Here is a 2,271-nt window from a genome sequence, read left to right as displayed (position 1 = left end):
ACTTAGGATCTAGCGGGCGACCGTGGGGGTTCAAGTCCCTCTACGCGCACCATACCATGAAAAAACCCTTCTGATACGAAGGGTTTTTTGCTGTTCTAGCCGATCCGGCAAGATTATGCTTTCTTTTTGCTACATAACGATTAGAAGCAAGTGAAGGACTGAATAGATCTCAGATCGAAGCCGGTGTACATCCAGAAAAATCCTGTCCAGCGGAATCCCGCAATCGAGGTTGGTCCGACAAAGACGGGGAAAAACCAGAATTGATTGCCGTTATGCAGCCAAATATACGTATTGCGGAACATGCAGCGACGAATGGCGCCAGGATCTACGGCAAGCGGCGACGCAGAAGCTTGCTGCGGTACGAAAGACGGCGGAGGAGAGGACGGCGCGGCATGGGGACCGCCAGGTGTTGGACCTGGTCCTGGCCCAGGGCCCGGACCAGGTCCGAATGGAGGGCCGGGCGGTGGACCGAAGGGAGGAAAAAACGACATATGCGTTCACTCCTGTTTCTTTAGTTTTCGAAGCGGGTACTTTAATTGGGCAAGGGCTCTAGCTTATGTAATGTATTCAAGTCGAGTTTAGGATGTTAATCATTTACAGGCTATAATTTGAATGATAGCAATGATGTATTTTGTAAATAATATGAAACATGAGCAAGACTTGTACGTAGTATTCGGCTAGAGCCATTTCAAAAACAAACGGAGGTGAATCCCTCGTACTTGAGGGAACTAATTGGACTTATCCATCTTGATTAATTTGCTGTTGGTAGCGCTGCTTATCGTAATGACTGCTTTCTTCGTCGGATCGGAATTCGCGGTAGTGAAGGTCAGAATGTCCCGGATTGATCAATTGATTGCGGAAGGCAACAAGAAAGCAATGGCGGCCAAACGGCTAGTAACGGATCTGGATTATTATTTGTCGGCGTGTCAGCTGGGTATTACGGTCACTGCACTCGGACTTGGTGCGCTCGGCGAGCCGACAATCGAAAAAATTCTGCATCCGATCTTCCACGATTGGGGCGTATCCGACGCTTGGGCCACCCCGATTTCCTACACGCTTGCATTGTCGCTGATGACATTTTTGCACGTCGTATTCGGAGAGCTGGCTCCTAAAACAATGGCGATCCAATTCGCGGAGCGTATGACGCTTCTTCTGGCAGGCCCGCTTGTTCTGTTCGGCAAGATTTTGTTCCCGCTCATCTGGCTCCTTAACGGCTCGGCTCGAGTATTCTTGAGAATGTTTGGCGTTCAGCCGGCGGGTCACGAACAAGCCCATTCGGAGGAAGAACTTAAGATTATTATGGCTCAAAGCTTCAAAAGCGGCGAAATCAACCAGACGGAACTTTCTTATATGCAAAATATTTTTGCATTCGACGAACGCGTAGCGAAGGACGTTATGGTCCCGCGTATGCAGGCTATGTCGGTTGACGCGCGTATGACGCGTGAAGAAGTGCTTGCGATTATTGACGAGAACAACTACACACGCTACCCTGTGACTCAGGAAGGCGATAAGGATAAAGTAATCGGATTCCTCAATGCGAAGGAATTGGTAACCGATATCGCGCTGGGACGTTCTACTCCAATCCAGTCGATGATTCATGAGATCGGAACTGTGCACGAGACTGCCCCACTGCAGGATGTCCTCCTTAAGATGCAGAAGAAAGGCGTGCATATCGCTCTCGTTATCGATGAGTACGGCGGCACGGCCGGCATCATTACGATGGAAGATATTCTCGAAGAGATTGTGGGCGAGATTCGGGACGAGTTCGATAACGACGAACAGCCCGACATCGTTAGAAAGTCAGAGAACGAGTATGTGCTGAACGGCTTGGTACTGCTTGAGGACATCGAGACTCAATTCGGCGTCAAATTCGAAGAGGATTTCGGCGTTGATACGATCGGAGGTTGGCTGCAGGTTCAGCAGTTCTCACTTGAAGAAGAACCTGTTCCGATTACACACGGTCGACATGTCTTTACCGTTCTGGAGATGGACAACCACCAGATTCTGAAGGTGTCTATGTCCCTTTATGCAGCCGAGGAACCGGAAGAGAACGAAGAAGACGAAGATTAACAAATCTCAGCGAGGACGAGGGCGTAGTTGCTGCCCTCGTCTTTTTTACGATATTAAAGAATTAAGGCGATGAAGCGCAATCAGGACTTGCCAACAGCGCGGGGAACGTGATATGCTCAATATCTAAGCATCACCTATGCGCGTATGGCGGAATTGGCAGACGCACTAGACTTAGGATCTAGCGGGCGACCGTGGGGGTTC

The 2,271-nt window shown here is 49.7% G+C and carries 2 protein-coding genes; one reads left to right on the top strand and one right to left on the bottom strand.

The window, feature by feature from the left end; genetic code table 11:
• Window positions 1–140: 140 nt before the first annotated feature.
• On the bottom strand, window positions 141–491 hold the full coding sequence (locus PAT3040_RS22065) for a transporter (protein WP_087570688.1): 351 nt from the start codon (window positions 489–491) through the stop codon (window positions 141–143).
• A gap of 241 nt (window positions 492–732) precedes the next feature.
• Between PAT3040_RS22065 and PAT3040_RS22060 the strand changes: the two genes are divergently transcribed.
• The gene (locus tag PAT3040_RS22060; RefSeq protein WP_087570687.1) at window positions 733–2,070 is read left to right on the top strand and encodes a hemolysin family protein; all 1,338 of its coding nucleotides are present in this window, start codon (window positions 733–735) and stop codon (window positions 2,068–2,070) included.
• Window positions 2,071–2,271: the final 201 nt, after the last annotated feature.

This window comes from Paenibacillus agaridevorans (assembly GCF_003112455.1).
GTDB classification, from domain to species: Bacteria; Bacillota; Bacilli; order Paenibacillales; family Paenibacillaceae; genus Pristimantibacillus; species Pristimantibacillus agaridevorans.
This window is presented reverse-complemented; position numbering and strand designations above follow the sequence as displayed.

Excerpts from the sequence above, each read along its gene's own strand:
- PAT3040_RS22065 (WP_087570688.1), bottom strand. The coding sequence starts at position 491 with ATGTCGTTTTTTCCTCCCTTCGGTCCACCGCCCGGCCCTCCATTCGGA.